This window comes from Streptomyces sp. AK08-02 (assembly GCF_033795085.1).
Classification (GTDB): Bacteria; Actinomycetota; Actinomycetes; order Streptomycetales; family Streptomycetaceae; genus Streptomyces; species Streptomyces echiniscabiei.
The window spans coordinates 143550-165846 of record NZ_JARAZV010000020.1 but is presented as its reverse complement, the minus strand read 5'-3'; the positions used below and the strand labels follow the sequence as shown (position 1 = coordinate 165846).

Annotated in this window: 17 protein-coding genes and 2 pseudogenes; 14 read left to right on the top strand and 5 right to left on the bottom strand. The window is 71.0% G+C overall.

Translation table 11 applies throughout. From position 1 onward, the window contains the following. Nucleotides 1–4 precede the first annotated feature (4 nt). The 13 genes and pseudogenes from PV734_RS36510 (at nt 5) to PV734_RS36450 (ending at nt 14700) form a co-directional block, all read left to right on the top strand. A complete protein-coding gene (locus PV734_RS36510; RefSeq protein WP_319293709.1) occupies nt 5–934 on the top strand; it encodes an NAD(P)-dependent oxidoreductase in 930 nt (309 codons plus the stop codon). Then, nucleotides 931–3054 (top strand): FAD/NAD(P)-binding protein, encoded by a 2124-nt coding sequence (locus tag PV734_RS36505; RefSeq protein WP_319293707.1) that lies wholly within the window; start codon nt 931–933, stop codon nt 3052–3054. Before PV734_RS36510 ends, PV734_RS36505 begins: the two co-directional genes overlap by 4 nt. Then, nucleotides 3051–4508, top strand: coding sequence for an adenylosuccinate lyase family protein (locus tag PV734_RS36500; protein WP_319293705.1), 1458 nt, complete (start codon nt 3051–3053; stop codon nt 4506–4508). Before PV734_RS36505 ends, PV734_RS36500 begins: the two co-directional genes overlap by 4 nt. Further along, nucleotides 4496–6100, top strand: a complete 1605-nt coding sequence (locus PV734_RS36495; protein ID WP_319293703.1) for an MFS transporter — start codon at nt 4496–4498, stop codon at nt 6098–6100. Before PV734_RS36500 ends, PV734_RS36495 begins: the two co-directional genes overlap by 13 nt. 92 nt (nt 6101–6192) lie before the next feature. Then, nucleotides 6193–6909 carry a 3-oxoacyl-ACP reductase FabG gene (gene fabG / locus PV734_RS36490; protein WP_319093060.1) on the top strand — a complete coding sequence of 239 codons (717 nt, stop codon included), beginning with the start codon at nt 6193–6195 and terminating at the stop codon, nt 6907–6909. 75 nt (nt 6910–6984) lie between these two features. Continuing rightward, nucleotides 6985–8073, top strand: coding sequence for a Rieske 2Fe-2S domain-containing protein (locus tag PV734_RS36485; RefSeq protein ID WP_319092974.1), 1089 nt, complete (start codon nt 6985–6987; stop codon nt 8071–8073). A 69-nt stretch (nt 8074–8142) separates the two neighbouring features. Then, on the top strand, nt 8143–8745 hold the full coding sequence (locus tag PV734_RS36480; protein ID WP_319293701.1) for an isochorismatase family protein: 603 nt from the start codon (nt 8143–8145) through the stop codon (nt 8743–8745). A gap of 48 nt (nt 8746–8793) precedes the next feature. Further along, nucleotides 8794–9702, top strand: coding sequence for a GlxA family transcriptional regulator (locus tag PV734_RS36475; RefSeq protein ID WP_319092976.1), 909 nt, complete (start codon nt 8794–8796; stop codon nt 9700–9702). Between the two features lie 276 nt (nt 9703–9978). After that, nucleotides 9979–10407: a VOC family protein gene (locus PV734_RS36470; RefSeq protein WP_319293699.1), complete on the top strand. Its 429-nt coding sequence runs from the start codon at nt 9979–9981 to the stop codon at nt 10405–10407. Nucleotides 10408–10663: 256 nt separating this feature from the next. Next, nucleotides 10664–11542 (top strand): annotated as a pseudogene (locus tag PV734_RS36465) (alpha/beta hydrolase family esterase); the annotation flags it as partial. A gap of 140 nt (nt 11543–11682) precedes the next feature. Beyond that, nucleotides 11683–12747, top strand: a pseudogene (locus PV734_RS36460) (arabinofuranosidase catalytic domain-containing protein); the annotation flags it as partial. A gap of 284 nt (nt 12748–13031) precedes the next feature. After that, nucleotides 13032–13916 (top strand): DNA-processing protein DprA, encoded by an 885-nt coding sequence (locus tag PV734_RS36455; protein ID WP_319092978.1) that lies wholly within the window; start codon nt 13032–13034, stop codon nt 13914–13916. 13 nt (nt 13917–13929) lie between these two features. Continuing rightward, nucleotides 13930–14700, top strand: coding sequence for a phosphoribosyltransferase (locus PV734_RS36450; protein ID WP_319092979.1), 771 nt, complete (start codon nt 13930–13932; stop codon nt 14698–14700). A gap of 83 nt (nt 14701–14783) precedes the next feature. On the opposite strand, the gene PV734_RS36445 is transcribed toward PV734_RS36450, so the two are convergent. The 5 genes from PV734_RS36445 to PV734_RS36425 form a co-directional block, all read right to left on the bottom strand. Continuing rightward, nucleotides 14784–15158, bottom strand: coding sequence for a hypothetical protein (locus tag PV734_RS36445; RefSeq protein ID WP_319092980.1), 375 nt, complete (start codon nt 15156–15158; stop codon nt 14784–14786). Between the two features lie 138 nt (nt 15159–15296). Further along, nucleotides 15297–18644 (bottom strand): S8 family serine peptidase, encoded by a 3348-nt coding sequence (locus PV734_RS36440; protein ID WP_319293697.1) that lies wholly within the window; start codon nt 18642–18644, stop codon nt 15297–15299. A gap of 185 nt (nt 18645–18829) precedes the next feature. Further along, the gene (locus PV734_RS36435; RefSeq protein ID WP_319092982.1) at nt 18830–19876 is read right to left on the bottom strand and encodes an ABC transporter permease subunit; all 1047 of its coding nucleotides are present in this window, start codon (nt 19874–19876) and stop codon (nt 18830–18832) included. Continuing rightward, complete coding sequence (locus PV734_RS36430; protein ID WP_319093061.1) at nt 19873–20805, bottom strand: ABC transporter ATP-binding protein; 933 nt, start codon at nt 20803–20805, stop codon at nt 19873–19875. The genes PV734_RS36435 and PV734_RS36430 overlap by 4 nt, the downstream gene beginning before the upstream one ends. A 4-nt stretch (nt 20806–20809) precedes the next feature. Then, complete coding sequence (locus PV734_RS36425; RefSeq protein WP_319293695.1) at nt 20810–21286, bottom strand: GntR family transcriptional regulator; 477 nt, start codon at nt 21284–21286, stop codon at nt 20810–20812. Nucleotides 21287–21491: 205 nt separating this feature from the next. On the opposite strand from PV734_RS36425, the gene PV734_RS36420 reads away from it, so the two are divergent. Further along, complete coding sequence (locus PV734_RS36420) at nt 21492–22220, top strand: response regulator transcription factor (protein ID WP_319092984.1); 729 nt, start codon at nt 21492–21494, stop codon at nt 22218–22220. The last annotated feature ends 77 nt before the right edge of the window (nt 22221–22297 follow it).

Sequence of the window (22297 nt, the reverse complement as noted above, 5' to 3'; positions counted from 1 at the left end):
CACCGTGCGGATACTTGTCGCCGGAGCCACCGGAGTGGTCGGACATCCGCTGGTGGCCGCGCTACGGGCTCGGGGCCACCAAGTGAGCGCGCTGGTACGGGAGGAGTCCCGGTCCCGCGCTCCGGAAGCGGACGCGATCGTGGTCGCCGACGCCCTCGACCGGGAAGCACTCATCGCCGCCGTGACGGATGTACGCCCCGATGTCGTCGTCCATCAGCTGTCGGCGCTACGGCTGTTGCGCGACGACCCGCCGGAGGCCTTCGCGCGGACCGCCCGGCTGCGCACCGAGGGCACCGGCAACCTGATCGCGGCGGCCCGCGCGGCCGGTGCCGGACGCCTGGTCGCGCAGTCCATCGCCTTCGCCGCCGCGCCGACCGGGGACACGGTCGTCGACGAGAGCGCCCCGCTGTACGTGGACGCCCCTGACCCGGGTTGGGCGGCCACCGTACGGGCGGTCTCCGAGCTGGAGGCACAAGTACTGGACTCCTCGGCCGAGTTGAGCGGGCTGGTGCTGCGGTACGGGACGCTGTACGGCCCCGGCACCGCGTACGCCCGTACCGGCGGCGGGACCGCGCAACGGGTGCTGGCCGGGAGGTTCCCGCTGCCCGAGGGCGGGGCCGGGATCACCTCGTTCCTGCATGTGGAGGACGCCGTGGGGGCGGCGGTGGCGGCCGTGGAGTCCGAGGTCACCGGCGCCTTTCACATCACGGACGACGAACCGGCCCCGGCCGCACAGTGGTTGCCCCATTTCGCGCGTGCACTGGACGCCCCGCCACCGCGCACGATCCCGGCGACGATGGCCCCCCGGCTGCTCGGCTGGTTCATGGCCCACCAGCTCACCTCGGCGGCCGGCGCCTCCAACTCCCTCGCCCGTACGGAACTTGGCTGGAAGCCGCTGCGGCCGAGCTGGCGCGACGGGCTGGGCCAGGAATGACCGAACCCGAACCCGAACCCGAACCCGTGTCCCAACCGGAACCCGCGTCCCCACCGGAGTCCCGTGACGCTCTCACCGTGTGCGTCATCGGCGCCGGGCCGCGCGGGCTCTCGGTGCTGGAGCGGCTCCGCGCCAACGCGTCCCAGGCCCGCGGCCCGGTCGTGGTGCATCTCGTCGACCCGTACCCACCCGGCCCGGGCGCGGTGTGGCGCACCGACCAGCCGGCCGAGCTGCTGATGAACACGGTCGCCTCCCAGGTGACCCTGTTCACCGACGACAGCGTGCCGTGCGCGGGCCCGGCTGTACCGGGCCCGAGTCTGTACGAATGGGCGCTCACTCTGGGACCCGAGGCGTACCCGGCCCGGGTCCTGGCGGAGGCGCGGCGGCTCGGCCCGGACACCTACCCGACCCGCGCCTTCCACGGCCACTACCTGGAGTGGGTCTTCCAGCACCTGACGCACACCGCACCGCCCGAGTTCACGGTCCACACACACCGGACGACCGCCACCGAGCTTGCCGATGCCCCGGACAGCACCCAGACGGTGACCCTGGCGGACGGCGCACGGCTCACCGGCCTGGACGCGGTCGTACTGGCCCTGGGCCACGGGCAGTCGACCCCGACCGGGGAGGAACGGGAACTGCGCTCCTTCGCCGCCCGCCACGCACCCAACCGTGCTGGTTCCGGCGTGACCTACGTGGGCCCCGCGAACCCGGCCGACGCCGATCTCAGCGCCCTGCGGCCCGGCACCCCGGTCGCTCTGCGCGGACTCGGGCTGAACTTCTTCGACCAGCTGGCCCTCCTCACCGAGGGCCGCGGCGGCACCTTCAAGCAGACCCACCAAGGCGGTCAGGGCAGCGGGCTCGTGTACATCCCGAGCGGCAACGAGCCACTGCTGTACGCCGGTTCACGACGCGGAGTGCCGTACCACGCGCGCGGCGAGAACGAGAAGGGTGCGCTCGGCCGCCACCACCCCCGTTTCCTCACCCCGGAGGTCATCGCCGGACTACGGCGACGTCCCGTCGGCTTCCGTGCGGACATCTGGCCCCTGATCGACCGCGAGGTCCGGACCGTCTACTACGAGGCGTGGATCCGGGCCGCCCAAGGCCCCTGGGCGGCGGCGGAGTTCGTACGGTGCTGCTTCGCCGGCCGCGATCCGGAGCCGGTCCTGCTCGACCGGTACGAGGTGCCCCCGGACGAGCGCTGGGACTGGCGGCGCGTTGAACGCCCGTACGGGGACCGGCACTTCACGTCCCGTGCCGACTTCCGGCGCTGGCTGCTGGGGTATCTGCGCCGGGACGTCGCAGCCGCCCGCCTCGGCAATGTGAACGGCCCGCTGAAGGCGGCGCTGGACGCGCTGCGTGACCTGCGCAACGAGGTCCGGCTCGTGGTCGATCACGGCGGTGTCGTCGGGGAGTCGTACCGAGCCGAACTGGACGGCTGGTACACGCCGTTGAACGCGTTCACGTCGATCGGCCCGCCCGCGTTCCGTATCGAGCAGCTGATCGCACTGATCGAGGCCGAGGTGCTGCACGTGGTCGGCCCGGGGATGCGGATACGGCCGACGAGCGACGCGGGTGGCCCTGGCGAGGCGGGTTTCCTCGTGGACGCGGAGGGGGTGTCCCAGGCGCCGGTGCCGGTGCGGGCCCTGGTCGAGGCGCGGCTGCCCGACATCGACCTGCGGCGCAGCGCCAGTCCACTGCTGCGGGGGCTGCTGGCGGAGGGCGGCTGTGTCCCGTACCGGCCGGGCGGCCACGAGGCGCGTGAGACGCATGAGGCAGACGGGCCGCACGAGACGGGCGGGATGGCGGTGACCGGCGGTGCGCCCCGGCTGCTGGACGCGTCCGGGCGCCCGCACCCGCGCAGGTTCGCCTTCGGGGTGCCGACGGAGGGGGTGCGCTGGGTGACGGCGGTCGGCATCAGACCGGGCGTGGGCTCGGTGACGCTGGAGGACTCGGACGCCATCGCACGGGCGGTGCTGGGCCTGGAGGGGGCCGTGGAGTCCCAGGAGTCCGTGGAGTCAAGGGGGTCCAGGTTGACCGGGTTGGCCGGGGAGCGCCGAATGCCGCTGGTGAAAGCCGAGTTGCTCGCACCTCAGACCTCGGGCGCGGGGAGTCGATGAGCGTGGACGGGATGATGGACCCGGCGTCTGCCGGCACGGACGCGGGGCTGCTCGCGCCCACCTGGGCCGGTACGCCGGCGGCAGCGGCGGTCACCGACGAGGCCTGGCTGCAGGCCATGCTGGACGTGGAAGTGGCCTTGGCACAAGCCCAGTTCGCGGTGGGGCTGACACCAGCCGCAGCGGTGGCGGCGATCGCCTCGGAGGCCCACGCGGACCGCTTCGACCTGGTCGCCCTGGCGTACGCGGCCCGGGCCGCCGCCAACCCGGTGGTCGCGCTCGTCCCGGCCCTGACCGAGGCGGTCGCCGCCAAGGACCCGGCCGCCGCGGAGTACGTACACCGGGGTTCGACCAGCCAGGACATCCTGGACTCGGCGGCGATGCTGATCGCCCGCCGTGCACTCACCCTGATCGCCGCCGACCTGGAACGCACCGCCGACGCCCTGGCCGCCCTCGCCGACACCCACCGCCACACCGCCCTGGCGGGCCGCACCCTGGCCCAGCACGCGGTCCCCACGACCTTCGGACTGAAGGCGGCGGGCTGGCTCCAACTGGTCATGGACGCCCTGACCCGAGTGCGCGCGGTGGCATCGACCCTCCCCGCCCAACTGGGCGGCGCGGCAGGCACGTTGGCGGCATACCGCGAGTACGCGACGCTGGACGGCGGTCCGGAACGGGCATCGCGGGGCGGGGTCGAGCTGCTGGCCCCGTTCGCGAAGGCCCTGGGCCTGGCGGAGCCGACGCTGCCGTGGCACGTCGTACGCACGCCGATCGCCGAGCTGGGCGCGGTACTTCAGCTGGTCACCGGGGCGCTCGGCAAGTTCGCACTGGACGTGCGGACCCTGTCCCGTACGGAGCTCGGCGAGGTCTCCGAACCGGCGGCGAAGGGACGGGGCACCTCGTCCGCGATGCCGCAGAAACGCAACCCCGCACTCGCCACCCTGATCGTGTCGGCCGCTCGCCAAGTCCCCGCGTACGCATTGGTGTTGGCCCAGTGTCTGCTGGCGGAGGACGAACGCCCGGCCGGAGAATGGCATGCCGAGTGGCAGCCGTTGCGGGAGGCACTGCGGCTGACGGGCGGCGCGGCACACACGGCGGTGGAGCTGGCCGAGGGACTGGTCGTCCACTCGGACCGCATGCTGGCCAACCTCGAACTGACCGGCGGAGCCGTCGTCACCGAGCGACTGGCCGTGGCGCTGACCCCGGTGCTCGGCAAGGCACGGGCGAAGAAGCTCCTGTCGACGGCCTCGGCAGAGTCGGCCGCCACGGGCCGCCCCCTCACCGAACTCCTCGCCGAACTCCTCCCCATACAGCCGGAGTCGGCGGACGGACTCACCTCCGCCCAGCTCTCGGACCTGCTCGACCCGACCCGCTACACGGGCGCGGCGGACGCGCTGATCGACCGAGTACTGCGTACCTACGAGGGCAACGGAGGCGTCGTCCGATGGGCGAAGTGAGAACGAGCGACACGAGCGACGCCAGTGATGCCGGTGGTTCAGGTGCCGCAGGCGCTACCGGCGTCACCGCCACGGGGAAGGCCGATCGGCGGCCGTCGTGGCCCGTTCTCCTGGTCGTGGTCTGCGCGCAGATGCTGATCTGGCTGGACACCTCGGTCCTCAACGTCGCCGTCACCACCCTGGCGGACCCGGTGGACGGACTGGGCGCGACCCCGGCCGAGTTGGAGTGGGTGGCGAGCGCCTACACCCTCGTCTTCGCCGGCGCCCTGTTCGCGGGCGGTGCGCTGGCGGACCGCTTCGGCCCGAGGACCACGCTCCTCGCGGGCCTGGCGCTGTTCGGCGTGGCCTCGGGAGCCGGTGCCTTCGTCTCGTCGCCGGGCTGGCTGATCGTGGCGCGGGCCGTGATGGGCGCGGGCAGCGCGCTGCTGATGCCGGCGACGCTCTCGGTGATCGTGCAGAGCACGCCGGAGGAGAAGCGCACCCGGGCCATCGCGATCTGGAGTTCCTCCAGCGGGCTCGGGGTGGCCGTGGGCCCGGTGGTCGGCGGGGCGCTGCTCAGCAACTTCTGGTGGGGCTCGGTGTTCCTCGTCAACGTGCCGATCGTGGCGCTGTGCATGGCCGGAGTGGCAGCGGTCGTACCGGAGTCGAAGGGCCCGAGGCGCAGACAGCTGGACCTGCCGGGCATGGCTCTGTCGGTCGCCGGACTCGGCGGGGTCGTGTTCGGGATCATCGAACTGGGCAACGGCCAGGCCTGGTACGGCTCTCACGTCCTCCTCCCCCTCCTCGTGGGCGGCGCGCTGCTGACCGCGTTCGTCGCCGCCCAGCGCAGGTCGCCCGCGCCCAGCCTGGACGTGCGGCTGTTCCGGCAACCCGGGTTCACGGCCGGGAGCGTGGTCCTGCTGATCGCGTTCATGGCACTGGCCGGTCACCTCTTCTACGCGGCCTTCTACCTCCAGGGCCCCCGCGGCCTCTCCCCCTCCGACGCCGGACTGGTGATGATCGCCGCCGCGATCGGCATCGTCCTCGGCAGCCAGGCGTCCCCCGCGCTGAGCCGCCGGCTGACGGCGCGCTGGACGGTGGCGGCGGGAGTCCTGGCCACGGCGGTCACCTACGTCGCGTACGCGTGGCTGGACGGCGGAACGCCGATCTGGTTCATCGCCGCGCTGCTGTGGATCCAGGGCTTCGGCATGGGCCTGGTCGGTACGCCGGTCACGGCAGTGATGATGAGCGGGGTGCCACCGCAACTGGCGGGCGCCGGCTCGGCCGTCAACAGCGTCACCCGTCAGGTGGGCGGCACACTGGGGGTGGCGATGGCGGGGTCGATCCTGTCCGGGGTATACCGGGCCCGAATGTCGGACGCGCAACTCCCCATGAAGGATGGCCAGTTGTCACCAGCCGCCGCGGAACAGGCCCGTACGTCCGCCGAGTCGGCCCGCTCACTGGCCGAATCCCTCCGCCTGCCGGAACTGGCGACCACGGCCGACCGGGCCTTCCTCGACGCGATGTACGCCGCCACCCTCTCCGTCGCCGCCCTGGCCCTGATCGGCTTCGCGGTGTCGGTGGTGGGTCTGCGCACCCGGACCGGGAAATGACGAAGCCGAGCCGAAGGAGGCGATGAGTGCCGGAGACGACGGGTGCGGAGACGATGAGCGAGGAGGAGAGGGACATGGAGAGTGAGGCCATGATGGCGCGGGCGACGCCTCGTTCGGTCTTCGTCACCGGCGGGAACCGGGGGATCGGCCTGGCGATAGCCCAGCGTTTCGCGACAGCGGGTGACCGGGTCGCGGTGACCTACCGAAGTGAGCCACCCCCGGATTCGGCGGGATTCCTGTCCGTACGCTGTGATGTGACGGACAGTCAGCAGATCGACCGGGCGTTCTCGGAGGCCGAAGCCGCACACGGCCCGGTGACGGTCCTGGTCGCCAACGCGGGCACCTCGCACGACCGACTTCTGGTGCGGATGACGGAGGCCGACTTCACCTCGGTCGTCGACACCAACCTCACCGGGGCCTTCCGCGTCACCCAGCGCGCGGTGCGCGGCATGCTCCGCGAAGGCCAGGGCCGTATCGTCCTCATCTCCTCCACGGCAGCCCTGCACGGCTCCGCCGGCCAGACCAACTACGCGGCGTCGAAAGCCGGGTTGATCGGCTTCGCCCGCTCCCTCACCCGCGAACTGGGCCCACGGGACATCACCTGCAACGTGGTGGCCCCCGGCCTCACGGAAACAGACATGAGCAGCGCCCTCACCCCCGACCAGCGCCGCGACCTCCTCCGCCGAACACCGGCGGGACGACTCGGCCGACCCGAGGAGGTGGCGGACGCGGTGGTGTTCCTGGCTGAGGCGGGGTACGTGCGCGGGGCGGTGATTCCGGTGGACGGGGGCGCGGGGCTGGGTCACTGAGACGAGACGTCCGGCCGTACCCGACGACCTGTCGGCCCTCTACAGTCCCACGTAAAACACCCCTACCATCAGCCCATGCGCTTATGGCGGAGTCATGACACGGTCGCGTCCCTCCCCCGCGATCCCCGGGCCGACGAGTATCCGATGCCGTTCGTCCCGTACGGCTGGTACGCCGTGCTCCGCAGCTCCGAACTTCGGCCGGGGAAGGTCGTCAGCCTCCACTACTTCGGGCGCGCGCTCATCGCCTTCCGGGGCATCGACGGGAAGGCGACCGTCCGGGACGCGCACTGTCCCCACTACGGCGCGCACCTCGGTGCCGGCGGCAAGGTCGTGGACGGCACGGTGGTGTGCCCGTTCCACGGCTGGCGGTTCGGTACGGACGGCAGGTGTGTGGAGGCGCCCTTCGCCACCCGCACTCCCAAGGTGTCCCTCGGCGGATTCCCGGTCCGGGAGCACAGCGGGCTCGTCCTCGTCCACACCGGGCCGGGCGAACCCTCCTGGGAGGTACCGGAGATCCCGGAAACCACGTCCCAGGACTACGCCACCCCGATCGACGACACCTGCCGGGCGCGCGTCCACGTCCAGGAGATGCGCGAGAACATCGTCGACGAGTCCCACTTCCACTTCATCCACGGCCAGCCCGAGCCCCCGGTCCAGGACTGGCGCCAGGACGGCCCGTACGCCGAGGCCCGCGGTCGGATCGCCCGACGCGTTCTGCGCTGGGACATCAACAACACCTTCGACGCGTTCATGTACGGGCCCGGCGTCATGGTCGTCCGCGTCCACGGTCCCGTCCTGTCGGTGACAGCGGTCGCCCTCACCACCCCGGTCGACGACAGCACGAGCGAACTCCGGATGCTGTACTACGTCCGCAAACCGGCCCGGTTCCCCCTCCGGTCGCTGACTCCCCTCCTCAAGCTCGTCTTCCGCGCGGAAGCCCTGGGCGAGGTGCGCGAGGAGGTCGGGATCTGGGACCACAAGATCCACCAGGCCCGCCCGGTCCTCCTCCCGCACGAGAAGGGAATCAGGGCGCTGCGACGGTGGTACGCGCAGTTCTATCCGTCGGACGTGCCGGACGTGCCGGACGTGACGATCCCGGCGCCCCGGCTGAGCACCTCGGCCGATGACGCCCCCTCATCCGTGATGACGACGACGGCTGACTGACCGGATCGGTCCGCTTCGGGACCCGATGCGGCCTGTCCCCGCGCCCTACGGAGGGACGAGGGTTGGGGCATGACCCGAGCACTGATCGTCATCGATGTCCAGGAGTCCTTCCGCGCCCGTCCGCTGTGGGAGACGATCTCCGACCCGAAGATCGCCGACAAGGTGAACCGACTGGTACGGCCGGCCCGGCGCGCCGGAGACCTGGTGGTGTGGGTACTGCACACCGAGCCCGGAAGCGGCGGTGTCTTCGACCCGGCCCTCGGCGACGTCCGGTTGCTGGCGGAGCTGGAGCAGCCGGAGGACGGCGAGCCGGTGATCCACAAGACCTCGCACAACGCCTTCACCACCACCAACCTGCAGCAACTCCTCACCGAGCACGGGGTCCGTGAGATCGCCGTCTGCGGTATCCGTACCGAGCAGTGCGTCGAGACCACCGCCCGCGTGGCGAGCGACCTCGGCTACCAGGTCACCTTCGTCGTCGACGCGACCGCCACGAACCCCATCCCGCATCGCGACGCCCCCGCCGACCAGAGCGTCGCCGAACTGCTCTCCGACCCCCGCACCCTGACCGCCGACGAGATCATCCGGCGCACCGAGTACGCCCTCGCCGGCCGCTTCGCCACCATCGCGACGGTCGACGAGGTGGAGGCCGCGGCGGATCCGCGAGCATGATGACCGGTCTTCCGGCATGACAACCTCTTCCGGCATGATGACCGAATCGTGAACCGCATCGTCTTCTTCCTGGTGCCCGGAGTCCATCTGCTGGACCTGGCCGGCCCCGCGCAGGTCTTCTCCACCGCAGCCGACTTCGGACACCCCTACACCCTCACCTACGTCGCCGAGCGGCCGCAGGTCCCCACCGCCCAGGGACTGCCCCTGGTGGCCGAGACCGAATGGCCCGAACTCGGGCCCGAGGACCTGATCGTGGTCCCCGGCTGGCGAACCGTCACCCTGGCCGGCTCGCCCGCCATCGCCGACGCCTCCCTGAAGGTCCTGCGGGACCACCACACCAGGGGCGGAACGGTCGCCAGCGTCTGCGCCGGCGCGGAGGCACTCGGCCGGGCCGGCCTGCTCAGGGGCCGCCGTTGCACCACCCACCACGACGTGCAGGACGAGCTGGCCCTGCGCCACCCGGGCGCGGTCGTCGTCCGGGACGTCCTGTTCACCGTCGACGACCGGGTGATCACCTCCGCCGGTATCGCCAGCGGCATCGACCTGGCCCTCCACCTCGTCGCCGGCCGGCACGGACCCGCCGTCGCCGCCCAGGTCGCCCGGGACATGGTCGTCTACGCCCGTCGCAACGGCCACGAGCCCCAGGCCAGCGCGATGTTCCGGCACCGGTCCCACCTCGACGACACCGTGCACCGCGCCCAGGACCTCATCGACACCCGCTTCGACGAACCGCTGCCGCTGCCCCACCTGGCGTCGGCGGTCGGCGTCAGCGAACGCACCCTCACCCGGCTCTTCAGCCGCGCCACCGGTCTCACCCCGCTGCGCTACCAGCAGACCCTGCGCCTGGAACGCGCCGAGCACCTCATCAGCCACGGCGCCACGGTCGACGCCGCCGCCCACTCGGTCGGCTTCGAGGACGCCCGCATGCTGCGCCGCCTGCGCAACCGGGCGGCGTGACGAGGTAGGGGACCGAAGGTTCGTGCGAGCGTCCCCGAACTCGGGAGGCACATCACGGCCGCGGGGTACGAGAACGATGTTGCCCGCGCCTACGGTGAACACTAGGCTCGGCCGGGTGACTGCCGGGTCGGCCTTGGGCCATGCACGAGTGGGTTCTCCGGCCTCGGCGTGAGCCCGAGGTGGGCCAGAGGCCCGCCCCCTTCTCCGCGTCCTCGCTTCCGGCGCCCGCATGCGGCGCCCTTTCCAGCGGATCCCAAGACCGGAGACACATCACTGATGCCCTATGACGAGCGCCACCCACACGAAGTCGCGCTGCCGACGGCCGGTGTACAGCTGAACCACACCGCCGTCTACGCGAGCGACCGACACCTGTCCGCGGAGTTTCTCGCCACGGTCCTGGGCCTGAAGGTCGGCGCCCCGTTCGGACCGTTCCTGCCCGTTGATCTCGGCAACGGCGTGACGCTCGACTACTACGAGAAGAGGAACGAGGCGATCCAGTCACAGCACTACGCCTTCCTCGTGCCCGAGGAGCGGTTCGACGTCGCGATCGCCCGTCTGGAGGCGGTCGGGGTCACCTACTACGCCGACCCCGGCCACACCGATCCGGTCAGGATCAACCGCCTGTTCGGTGGCCGCGGCGCCTACTTCGACGACCCGGACGGCCACAACATGGAGATCATGACCCGCCCCTACGTCCGCCCCTAGGCGTCGAGGATTCACGCGGGAGGTATTGACGATCCCTGTGAGGTTCCTATTATCCAGGATGTCCGAACCCCCGGCCGACGTTCGGCATATCGACCGAAGTCGCCGAGGGTTCGCCCTGCGCCGATCGCTCCGCCCCACCTGGCACGGCAACACGCGGCACCGCACATGCGATGACACAGCCGCACCGGCACCGTCCGTACCGCACGCCCCGCCAAAACAAGGAGTGCTGATGTCACGTTCCCGATTATGGTCTGTCATGATCGCGTCAATCTTGGCCTTCGTCCTGGGCGCCCCGGCCACCCACAGTGCCGCCGCGTCCCCGACGGCGGGCACGTCCGCCACGGTCACCGCCGGATGCGGCAAGGCACCCGCGCTGACCAGCGGCACGTACACGATCCAGAGCGGCGGCAAGTCCCGCAGCTACATCCTGAAAGTCCCGGACAACTACGACCGTAACCGCCCCTACCGGCTGGTCTTCGGCTTCCACTGGCTCGGCGGCACCTCCACCGACGTCGCCACGGGCCGCACCGTGGACACAGGCACCTGGGCCTACTACGGGCTCCAGCGGCTGGCGAACAACAGCACCGTCTTCGTGGCACCCCAGGGCCTCAACAACGGCTGGGCCAACAGCGGCGGCGAGGACGTCACCCTCGTCGACAACGTGATCAACCAGGTCGAGGGAGCGCTCTGCGTCGACACGACACGGCTCTTCGCCGTGGGCTTCAGCTACGGCGGCGCCATGAGCTACTCCCTGGCCTGCTCCCGGGCAACCGTCTTCCGTGCCGTCGCGGTCCAGTCGGGCGGACAGCTCAGCGGATGCGGCGGCGGCACGCAGCCCATCGCCTACCTCGGCGTGCACGGCATCCGTGACAGCGTCCTCAGCATCTCCGGCGGACGCACGCTGCGCGACCGGTTCGTCAGGAACAACGGCTGCACCGCGCAGAACCCGCCCGAGCCGGCCCAGGGCAGCCGAACACACCGGATCACCTCCTACTCGGGCTGCTCGGCCGGACACCCGGTCGCCTGGGCCGCGTTCGACGAAGGCCACATCGCGGCACCGCAGGACGGCGCCGCGGGTGACAGCGGCCCCAGGACCTGGGTCCCGGCAGAGGTCTGGAAGTTCTTCACCCAGTTCTGACACCGCTGGTCCTGACACCACTGGTTCCGACTGCACCTGGTTACGACTTCACCAGGTCCCGGCCGCAGGACAGGCCAGGCCGACCATCCGCAGTCGTCGCCCCCACCCCCCACCACCACAGCCCGAGGAGTCACTCCATGACCGTCCGACAATGGTTACGCCGCAGCCCACGCACCCTCCTGGCCACAGGAGCGGCAACCGCGCTCGGCGTCGGCATCCTCACCGCGACCGCCCCCGCCTCCCAGGCCGCCGGCTCACTGCCCTGCGACCTGTACGCCAACGGGGGCACCCCCTGCGTTGCCGCGCACAGCACGACCCGAGCGCTGTACGGCTCCTACAACGGCCCGCTCTACCAGGTGCGCCGCGCCTCGGACAAAGCCACCCGGGACATCGGCGTCCTGAGCGCGAAAGGAGTCGCCAACGCCGCCACGCAGGACTCCTTCTGCGCCGGAACGTCCTGTGTCATCAGCGTCATCTACGACCAGTCGGGACGGAACAACCGCCTCACCCAGGCGCCCCCCGGCGGCTTCTCCGGGCCGGCCGCGGGCGGCTACGACAACCTCGCCAACGCCACCGCGGCGCCGATCACCGTCGCCGGGCACAGGGCCTACGGTGTCTTCGTCGCTCCCGGCACCGGATACCGCAACAACGCCACCAACGGCGTCGCCAAGGGCGACCAGCCGGAAGGCATGTACGCCGTCCTCGACGGCACGCACTACAACGGCGGCTGCTGCTTCGACTACGGCAACGCGGAGACCAACAGCCGGGACAACGGCAACGGCACCATGGAGACCATCTACTTCGGCAACATCAAGGTCTGGGGCTACGGCAGCGGCAACGGCCCCTGGATCATGGCCGACCTCGAGAACGGCCTGTTCTCCGGCGTCAACCAGCGCTACAACGCGGGCGACCCCTCGATCAGCCACCGCTACCTCACCGCCGTCGTCAAGGGCGGCCCCAACCGCTGGGCCATCCGCGGCGGCAACGCCCAGTCCGGCGGCCTGTCCACCTTCTACAACGGCGTCCGCCCCAACGTCGCCGGCTACAACCCCATGAAGAAGGAAGGAGCCATCATCCTCGGCATCGGCGGCGACAACAGCCACGGCTCCGCCGGCACCTTCTACGAGGGCGTGATGACGTCCGGCTACCCGTCGGACGCCACCGAGAACGCCGTACAGACCAACATCAACGCCGCCGGCTACGGCAGGTGACACCGGGGGAGGCCCGGGCGACGGCGGCCGGCACATCTCGTGCGGCGTACCCGTCCCCGAGCCTCCCTGCCTCGTACGGCGCCACGGCCGCGCATTGCGGGTGGCGGTGGTCGCACTGCCGTCCGCCGACCACGATCTGCCCAGGTCATCGGCCGGGCGGTCCTTCGCGTCAGGTGAGACCGGTTACGGGCCAGAACCCTCAGTAGCAGATAGCGGATCCCGGATCCCCCTCACGTTCCGCTGCCTGGCCCGGATGCTCTTCCTATACTTGCGACATGGACCAGGAACTGGAGCGAGCCGCTCTCGTCGCGCTTCTGCGACGCGGCGATCGCACCTGGCCCGAACTGACCGACCAGATCGAGACTGTCGGAAGCGCGCGCGACGTACTCGAGAACTCGCTCGATGCCTCTGGGCAGGGTGCTCTCTTCGACACAGCTCCAGCCACCGACCTGGAGTCGATCGCCGCTGAGATCGCCGCCTGGGAGCGCGAGGACATGCGGCTGGTCACCATCCTGGACGACGACTATCCGCTCTACCTGAGGCTGGTCCACCAGCGACCGCCCTTCCTGTTCCTGCGTGGTACCCCTGTCAGTGACGATCTCCGCGTCGCGGTCGTCGGTACCCGCACTCCGACTCCGGAGGGCATCGCCCACGCCTGCGCCATCGCGGGAGGGCTCGCCGAGCGCGGCGTCACTGTGGTCAGCGGCCTTGCCGCCGGTATCGACACCGCCGCGCACGGGTCCGCACTCGCCGTCGGCGGACGGACCGTCGCCGTCATCGGCACCGGTCTGCGGCGCTCCTACCCGGCGCAGAACGCACGGCTCCAGCAGGAGATCGCCGAGCGGGGGATGCTGATCTCCCAGTTCTGGCCGGACGCTCCGCCCTCGAAGACCTCTTTCCCCATGCGTAACGCTGTGATGAGCGGCTACAGCCTCGCCACTGTGGTGGTCGAGGCGGCGTACCGCAGCGGGGCTCGCATGCAGGCCCGCCTCGCTCTGGAGCACGGTCGACGAGTCTTCCTCATGCGCTCGCTGATGACCCACGAATGGGCGCGGGAGTACGCGACCAGGCCCAACACCACCGTCATCGACGGCCCTGACGACGTCTTCGCCGAACTCGACTCCCTCGTCCCCGCCGCGGGCGAGCTCACCTGGGCGTAACAGGCGGACCGGGGTGGCAACCGTCGTCGGGCTGTCCGCCCGCTACGCCAACTTCCTCGTCCACCCCCTGCTGCCCGGCCCTGGCGTCTGCCAGGTCTGCCGCGGCACCGCGAACGCCGGCTACCCCGCCTGCCTGCGATGCCAGCAGGCGGGCGACCTTCTCGGCGAAGGCGTCGCCGATGTGGTCGTCCCCCTGAGCCTGGCCCTGAAAGGCGAGCAGTACGCCAACGAGCTGTGGCGCTACAAGAACACCGTCGGCCCCCAGCAGCAGTACTTCCGCATGGGACTGGCCGCTGTCCTATGGCGCTTTCTCGCCCTGCATGAAGAGTGCGTCGCGGACCAGTGTGGGGTATCCGGCTTCGACACCGTCACCACCGTGCCCAGCACCAGCGGCCGAACCGACCATCCCCTCCGGGACATGGTCGCCGATATGGTCGGCGTCACCCGCGACCGCTACCGCGACCTCCTCACGCCCACGGCCGATGCTTCAGCGCTCGGCCGCGCCGTCTCAGCAGAGCGTTATACGTCGTCGGCACTCTGGGGCGAGAACGTGCTGCTCGTCGACGACACCTGGACCACCGGCAACCACGCCCAGTCCGCGTCCACAGCCCTGAAGGCCGCCGGTGCGGGGAGCGTGGCCACCGTCGTCCTCGGACGGCACCTCAACATCAGCTTCGGTGACACGGCCACGTACGTCGAGCAGGCGCGACTACGCCGCTTCGCCTGGAACCTGTGCGCGATCCGGCCGTGGAGCCATACATCGAACGCCGGGCCGCAGGTCTGATGCCTGTACACCTGGGTACGGCAGATCCGGGCTGCCAGAGGGTCAGGTCGAACACCCCCATGCGATCGAGCGGGCCGCGCCGGTCACCCCGTGCCGGTCTCGGTCCTCGACAGCAACTGGGCCAGTAGCAAGGCGCCTCCGGCCGTCGCCGCGCCTGCCGCGCCCGCGGCCAGGAAGCCGCGGGAGGATCGCCAGGAGAGCACCGACCACCGTGACTGCGCGGAGAACAGCGAGCCCGTGCTCAGCCACGAGCCGGTGGAGATCAGGGACAGGGCGGACCCGATCGAGCCGACCGACAGGGCGCTGCCGATCGAGCCGACCGACAGGGCCGAACCGACGGACCCCACGGACAGTACCGAGCCCACGGACCCGATCGACAGGACGGAGTCCTGGGACCACAACGACAGCACCGAACCGGAGGAGGCACAACCGGGCGACCGTTCGGGGAGTTTTGTCATGGGGCCATCCTGCCCGACGGTCACACGCCCTCAGGTCGTTACCGGCCTCCGGACGGAGGCCGTTCCCGGTGCACGGCAGGAGTGCCCGGGCCGACCGAAGTCGCCTCGGGCACTCAGTCAACTCGCTTGTTCAGGCGTCTACTTGACTGTCCGGTAGGCCCGGTGGATCGTCTGCTTCAGGGTGTTGCCGGACGCGTCCGTGAGGGCCACGCGCAGGGAGACCGTGCCCGCCTTCGCCGGGTGGCGCAGGTCGAGGCGCTTGCCGTCGATCGCCTTCGCGGGGTGCCAGGTGCGGCCGTCGTCGTACGAGACGGAGAAGGCCAGCTTGCGGGCGGTGCGTGCGGTGGCCGCGCCCTCGACCGTGAACGGCACCGAGAAGCTCGTACCCGCCTTGGCCGTGGTCGCCGAGCTCAGCCGGGGCGTGAAGCGGACCACCGACAGCGGCAGCCGCTGGCCTACGCCGGTGACGTGCGCGGAGGTGAAGGTCCACTCGGCGGTGACGCGGGTGCTGACCGAGGAGAGCGTGGTGGGGCGGGAGACGTCCGTGGTGAGACGGTACGTGCGCTTGGCGGCGGGGAGATCGTGCGAGGCGCCGTCCAGGTCGGTGTCCGTGGCGAAGATCTTCGTGCCGCCCGCGTACAGCGTGCTCCTGGCCTTGCTGTAGCGGGAGTTGCCGACATGGCCGGTGCCGTCGGAGAACAGTGGGAGGTAGACGAGGAAGGTGTCGCCCATGCGGACCGCGCCGGGACGGTCCTCGTTGTTGTCCAGCGGACCGGTGAGGTGCGGGCCGAAGACTCCGGTGTTGAACCGCTCGGTGTACTGCTTGCCCGCGCTGTACGCACGGGGCTTCGCGGTCCACTGACTGGCGTCCCACACCGGTTCGCCGTCCGCGTCCTTGCCGCCCTTCTGCGAGACGTAGTACTCCCACTTCACGCCCGGCAGGACGTATTCGGTGAGGGTGGCCGGCAGGGAGAACTCGGTCGGGAAGAAGTCGAACCAGGAGCCGCCCGGCGTCAGGGGCGCCGCGACGAGCGACCCCGTCCGCTCCTTGGCGGGCTCGCCGACGGGGATGGTGACCTTGGCGAACTGCGCGCGCTTGAGGTTCACGGTGAAGCCGGACAGATCGCCGGTACGGTTCATCGCCGGCCGGTAGTTCGTACTGCCGTGCGTCCAGGTGCCGTTGTACTGCGCGAACGCCTCGTTCGCGGGCAGCCGGGCGCCGAACTGCCCGACGCGCAGCTTGCTGAAGCTGCTCAGCATGTACGTGGAGATGCTCTGGTTCCGGCCGATGTCGAAGCCGAAGTTGAGGGTGGCGTCGGTCTGCTTGGCCTTGCTGTCCGGCACGGTGATCCGGACCGGCTCGGCCTTGCGGGCGTCCATGACGAGGGTGGTGTCACGGGTGAGCGAGAACTTCGGGTTCAGGAGGAGGGCCAGCCCCCCGGCGTCAGGGTTCGCGCCCGTGTCGATACGGCCTTCGAGGCTGTAACGGCCCTTGGGCAGCCGTACGGTGAACTCGGCGTCCGTGTCGTCCGAGTAGTCGTTCCAGATCTCGTTGTCCAGGCCCTGCACCCCGGTCTCCGAACGCCTTGCCGGCTTCCCCTTGAGGTCGAGGTGCTTGACCGTCAGGTTGTACGACTCGACCTCGCGCTGTGCGCCGATGCCGGTCCGTACGGTGGTGTCCGCGCCGTCCGTCGCGGTGACCGCGCCGCCGAAGACCCCGTCGGCCGTACCCGCGCTGGTGTCGGCGGTGACCTGGGCGGTCGCGGTGCCGCCCGCCGGGACGGTGAGCTGCTTCGGCGAGACCTCGAACATGCCCTCGGCGGCGGGCTTGCCGTCCTCGCCGTACGCCTCGGTGGTCAGGTCGAGGGTGAGGGGGCGGTCGCCGTCGTTGCGGTAGGTGAGGGTTCTGGTGGCCGGGGTGTCGTCGGTGTGCGGCCACTGCTGGGCGGGGAAGCCGAGGGTGGCGGGGCTGGTGGTGAGCTGCTGGTCGAGGGCGCGGACGATGTCCGTACGGCCCGTGCCCTGCGCGAACGCCGAGACACCGGCCGTCGGCTTGGCGGACGCGGTGAGCGCGGCCTTGATGCGCTCGCCGGTCCAGTCGGGGTGGCGCTGGGCGAGGATCGCGGCGGCGCCCGCGACATGCGGGGTCGCCATCGACGTACCGCTCATCGAGACGTAACCGTCGGCGGCCGGGTCGCCCTCCGTGCCCTCGGCGGCCTTCGCGGCGACGATGTCGACGCCGGGGGCGGTGAGGTCGGGCTTGAGGGAACCGTCCGCGGTCGGGCCGCGGCTGGAGAAGTCGGCCATCGCGTCGACGCGGTCCACCGCGCCGACGGTGAGCGCGGCGGCGGCACTGCCCGGCGATCCGACGGTGCCGGTGGCGGGGCCGTCGTTGCCGGCCGCGATCACGAAGAGGGCGCCCGAGGAGGCGGACAGCTCGTTCACCGCCTGCTCGACGGGGTCTTCACCGGGGCTGTCGGGGCCGCCCAGGCTCAGGTTGATCACCTTGGCGCCCTCAGCCACGGCCCACTGCGCGCCGGCGATGACCCCGGACTCCTCGCCGTAGCCTCCGTCGTCGAGCACCTTGCCGCTGATCAGCCGGGCGCCCGGCGCGACTCCCTTGTACTTGCCCCCGGAGTGCGCGCCCGAGCCCGCGACGGTGGACGCCACATGGGTGCCGTGGCCCACCCGGTCGACGGTGTCGGCGGCCTCGGAGAAGTTCTTCGCCTCGTCGACACGGCCCTTCAGGTCCGGGTGGGTGTCGTCGACCCCGGTGTCCAGCACGGCGACCTTGACGCCCTCACCGTCGTAACCCGCCGCCCACGCCTCGGGGGCGCCGATCTGCGCGGTGCTCCGGTCGAGGGCCGCCTCGACCCTGCCGTCGAGCCAGATCCTCTCGACCCGGTCCGCGGCGGCCGACCTGGCCGACGCCGTCCCGCCGCTGCCGGTGAGCGCCTCCCACAGGTCGGCGCCCTCGGACTTACGGGCCTTCAGCGCGTCCCCGTCGACACTTGGCAGGTCCCGGCTCACCCGGGCACCGGCGGCGGACAGCGCGCTCGGCGCGAGGGCGCGGCCCTTGGCGTACGTCACGATGAGGGGCAGGTCGGGGCGGGACGCGTCGTCGTACCCCCACTTGACCAGCTGCGTCACGTCGAACAGCCGTCGGTCGGCGGTGCCGTTCGCGAGGAGCCGCTCGGCGTCGCGCGGGACGACATAGGTGCGGTCGGCGTTGCGGGATATTCGGAAGGTCGTGCCCTCCCGGCCCTTGGCGGCCCGCACTCCGGTGACCTGCCCGGCGGCGTCCAGGGTGACCCGGTCCCCGGTGACGAGGGTGACGATCTTCGCGTTGCCGGGGGCGCCGGCCGTACCGATGGCGGTCTGCGCTGCCTGGGATCCCGGGGCGCCGAGCAGACTCGCGGTGACGGCGGCGGCGGTGAGCAGGGTGAGCGCCGTGGCCTCACCTGCTCGTTTTCTGCGGTGGTTCACGACATGCCTTCTCTCGGACTTCCGGGCACGGCGAAGCAGCCCGGCTGACGGGACGGTGGAGCAGACGATGGAACAAAGGAGGAGAAGCGCGCCCCTACGGGGGCGGGAGGCGCCTGGCGCCTGGCGCCGAACACGGGCGCGGGCGCGAGCGCGGCAAGAGAGGGGCGCCGCGGTCGGACAACTGCTCAGACGAGCCGCTTACGTCCCCAGACGAAGAGGAACACGGTGACGGCGGCCGTGAGAGTCAGCAGGATCGCCGCCCCGAACCACTGCATGCCGTTCATCTGTGACATCGGCAGATAGTCCACCGACCACCCGACGACATCGGCCTTCTGCAGGCACACCTCGCGCGCCTTGTCCGTGGGCATGTTCGAGCAGGTGCTCCAGCCGAGCAGGTCCCCACTACCGGTCCGGTACCACTCGTCGATCTGGTAGGCACCGGTGGGCAGGGACGGGGACGATTCGGCCTGGACACCCTTGTTCGTCGTGACCGTGATGACGTCGCCGAGCGACAGCATGAAGTAGCCCCAGACAAGCTGGAGGAGGACGGTGAAACCGAAGGTGACCACCATGGCCGTCAGCGTGCGCCGCAGCACCGCGCCGATCGCCACCCCGCCGAACACGGAGAACAGGGTGAGGGCGACGGGCACCGGGCCCGTGGTGTTGAAGGCCTCGCCGGAGGTCCAGTCCAGGACCGTGACCTCGGACTTGACGGGGTTCCACCACCAGCCGAAGGCCGCAGACAGCGCGCCCGTGCTCACCACGACCACCAGCCCGGCCAGCCCCAGCTTCGTGGCGAGCCAGCGGCTCCGGCTCAGGGACTGGGCGGCGACCAGCTTGGCCGTGCCGTTCTCCAGGTCACCCGCGATGAGCGGGGCGCCGAGGAAGACGCCGAGCAGGATGGGTATCGCCTGCAGACCGAAGGCGACGAAGGAGAACGCGTCGATGTACTGCTGGAACTTGCCGCCCGCCTCGGCGAGGCCCTTGCCGGGATAGCCGTAGCCGTCGAGGAAGTCGACCATCTGGCCGCGCTGGTAGACGATCCAGGCCGCGGAGAGCGCGGCGGCGGCGAGGACGGTCCAGAACGCGGCCCGGTGCTGGCGCCAGACGAGCCAGGTCATCCCGCTGAGGCGGGGACGCCGGGTGGCCTCCGCGGTGGCCGCGTTCGTGGTCGCGTTCATGGTCCCGTTCTTCGCGTCGGTCGAGGTCGAGGTGCGGGTGAAGGTGCTCATGCCGCCACCGTCCCGATGCCGAACCCCTGACCATGGACCTGGGCGGTGGGGGTGATCAGCGGTGGGGCGTCGGGGGAGCGGAGGTAGGCGAGCAGGAGTTCCTCCATGTTCGGGGCGTCGGCCTCCCACGGGCCGGTGACCGGGCCCTCGGGGCGGATGAGCGCGGTGAACTGCCGTCCGCTGTTCCGGGACTCGACGAGGGTGTGGTGCCCGAGGCCGGCGGGCAGACCCTCGCCCTCCCTGGCCCCGGTGACCACGGTGTGCACGGACATCAGCTCGTCCACGTCACCGGCCAGGCGTACTCCGCCGCCGGAGACGACGACGAGGAAGTCGCACACGTTCTCCAGTTCGGCCAGGACGTGGGTGGACATCAGTACGGTCGTACCGTGCTCGGTGGCCTCGGCGAGGAGCGTGCCCATGATCTCGTGGCGCACGACCGGGTCGAGGTCCGACATCGGCTCGTCGAGCAGCAGCAGGTCGGGCCGCTTGCCGAAGGCGAGGGCGACGGCGACGCGGGTGCGCTGGCCGCCGGAGAGGGTGCCGATCTTCGCGTCGAAGGGCACGTTGCCCGCGCGGACGATGTCCTCGGCGGCGCGCTGGTCCCAGCCGGGGTTCAGTTCCCGGCCCAGCCGCAGGGTCTCCGCCACGGTGAAGCGCCGGAACAGCGGCTTCTCCTGGGCGAGGAACGCGGTGCGCCGGCCCGACTCCGCCGAGCCCGGCGCCTCGCCGAACAGGCTGATCGAGCCGTCCGTCGGCTCCAGGACATGGGCCGCGATGCTCAGCAGCGTGGTCTTGCCCGCCCCGTTGGGTCCGACCAGCCCGCAGATCCGGCCCGCCGGGAGCCGGAAGGAACAGTCCCGCAGCGCCCAGCCCCGCCGGTAGCGCATCCCCAGCCCGTACGCCTCAAGCGCCGGCTCCCCCACGTACATACCGTCACTCACCTGTGCTCCTAGTTGTCGTGGCCCCCGTGGACCCCGTTGTCACGGCCCCCGTCGCCGCCGTGGTCCCGGCGGCGAACTGCTTCTCCATCGCCGCCGCGACCAGCGCGGCGACGTCCTCCCGCTCCAGACCCGCCCCGGCCGCCTTCGAGATCCAGGTCACCAGCTCCGCGTACAGCGGGGAGTCGGTGCCCGTCTCGGGGCGGGCCAGCGTGCGGCGTACGAAGGTGCCCTGGCCCGGCCGTGGTTCGACCAGGCCCTCGCGCTCCAGCTCGCGGTACGCCTTGAGGGTCGTGTTCGGGTTGACCGTGCTGACCTCGGCGACCTCCTTGGCGGTGGGCAGCCGGTCTCCCGGCACCAGTACGCCCAGCCGGAGGGCCTGCTTGGTCTGCTGCACGATCTGCTGGAAGGCGGGGACCCCGCTCCGTCTGTCGATCCGGAACTCCACGGTCACCACCACCTCCATCATCATTCCACTACTTGATTAGTGGAATGATGATGGAGGGGTGCGAGGGCGGTTGTCAACGCGCTCCGGGAGAGCGGCCGGGTTGTCCGAAGTGACCGGAGGGGCTTCTTGGACAACGTTTCGGTGGTCAGCCTGGGTGCAGGCCTCGCAACCGAAGGCCGGGAAAAAAGTGATCCACCCGACGGCCGCCCCCACAGAAAGTGCCTCCGGCGTGAACCAAGATCTTTCCGCACCCGAGCGTCCCTCCGTCCTCGTCGTCGAGGACGAGTCCGGCACCTCCGACATGCTGGTCATGGCGCTGCGCTTCCTCGGCTTCGACGCGCATCTCGTGTCCACGGGGGACGAGACCGTCCACGAGGTCCGACGTCGGCAGCCCGACGCGGTACTGCTGGACCTGGCCCTTCCCGACCTGGACGGCACCGAGATCTGCGGACGGCTCCGGGCCGCCGGGATCGACACTCCGGTGATCTTCCTCAGCGCCCGTACGGCCGTCGAGGACAAGTGCCACGCCCTGGCCGCGGGCGGCGACGACTACGTCACCAAGCCCTTCGACCTCACCGAGGTCAGCGCGCGCATCCGGGCCCTGATCCGACGCGCCCGGGGTTCGGTCCGCTCGGCCCCCGCACCCTCGCGCCGGCTGTGCGTGGCGGGCGTCGAGCTGGACGCGGGCACCCGGGAGGTGTGGCGGCACGGTACGGCCGTACCGCTGTCGGCGACCGAGTTCGCGCTGCTCAAGGTGTTGCTGGAGAACGCCGGCCAGGTGATCTCCAAGGCGCACATCCTGGACACGGTCTGGAACTACGGCTTCCAGGGCGAGTCGGGGGTGGTCGAGACGTACGTCTACTACCTGCGGCGCAAGCTGGGCGACTCGGGCCGGTCGCTGATCCGGACGGTGCGCGGCGCGGGGTACATCGTGCACGCGGACCCGGTGGGGACGTGACCGGACGGACGGCGCAGGTGAGCAACCAGAAAAAAGGGGTCCGCCGGCCGCGTCTCGCACGCGGCCGGCGGACCCCT

Excerpts from the sequence above, each read along its gene's own strand:
- PV734_RS36505 (WP_319293707.1), top strand. The coding sequence starts at position 931 with ATGACCGAACCCGAACCCGAACCCGAACCCGTGTCCCAACCGGAACCC.
- PV734_RS36500 (WP_319293705.1), top strand. The coding sequence starts at position 3,051 with ATGAGCGTGGACGGGATGATGGACCCGGCGTCTGCCGGCACGGACGCG.
- PV734_RS36495 (WP_319293703.1), top strand. The coding sequence starts at position 4,496 with ATGGGCGAAGTGAGAACGAGCGACACGAGCGACGCCAGTGATGCCGGT.
- fabG (WP_319093060.1), top strand. The coding sequence starts at position 6,193 with ATGGCGCGGGCGACGCCTCGTTCGGTCTTCGTCACCGGCGGGAACCGG.
- PV734_RS36485 (WP_319092974.1), top strand. The coding sequence starts at position 6,985 with ATGCGCTTATGGCGGAGTCATGACACGGTCGCGTCCCTCCCCCGCGAT.
- PV734_RS36480 (WP_319293701.1), top strand. The coding sequence starts at position 8,143 with ATGACCCGAGCACTGATCGTCATCGATGTCCAGGAGTCCTTCCGCGCC.
- PV734_RS36470 (WP_319293699.1), top strand. The coding sequence starts at position 9,979 with ATGCCCTATGACGAGCGCCACCCACACGAAGTCGCGCTGCCGACGGCC.
- PV734_RS36455 (WP_319092978.1), top strand. The coding sequence starts at position 13,032 with ATGGACCAGGAACTGGAGCGAGCCGCTCTCGTCGCGCTTCTGCGACGC.
- PV734_RS36445 (WP_319092980.1), bottom strand. The coding sequence starts at position 15,158 with ATGACAAAACTCCCCGAACGGTCGCCCGGTTGTGCCTCCTCCGGTTCG.
- PV734_RS36435 (WP_319092982.1), bottom strand. The coding sequence starts at position 19,876 with ATGAGCACCTTCACCCGCACCTCGACCTCGACCGACGCGAAGAACGGG.
- PV734_RS36430 (WP_319093061.1), bottom strand. The coding sequence starts at position 20,805 with ATGTACGTGGGGGAGCCGGCGCTTGAGGCGTACGGGCTGGGGATGCGC.
- PV734_RS36425 (WP_319293695.1), bottom strand. The coding sequence starts at position 21,286 with ATGATGATGGAGGTGGTGGTGACCGTGGAGTTCCGGATCGACAGACGG.